This is a genomic window from Peribacillus sp. SIMBA_075, from assembly GCF_046534585.1.
Map to the genome: position 1 here is coordinate 1 of NZ_JAWRYN010000370.1, position 296 is coordinate 296.

The window sequence follows — 296 nt, forward strand, 5'->3', positions numbered from 1 at the left end:
GGGATACGGGTGGTAGACGTAGTAGCGTTCGTCGCCCAGGTTGTCCACGCCCAGCGCCAGGGCCCATCCCTGCGGCAGGGTGGCCTCGGCGCGCGCATCGACGACGAAGTAGCGGCTGGTGCCGCCGAAGGTCCGCGGATTGACGTCGCTTTCGTCCAGCGAGTTGTACTGGCGGCCCGAATAGCGCGCGCCCAGCGAACCGCGCAGCCAGGCAGTGAAGCGGTAGCTGGCCAACAAGTCGGCGCGGAAATCCGGGATGCGGTAGAACGCCTTGCCGACCGACGCCGGGTTGCGCC

General features: G+C 68.6%; 1 protein-coding gene. It reads right to left on the bottom strand.

From position 1 onward, the window contains the following. The coding region (locus SB775_RS28625; protein WP_410864563.1) for a TonB-dependent receptor domain-containing protein at window positions 1-296 on the bottom strand (296 nt) is incomplete at both ends.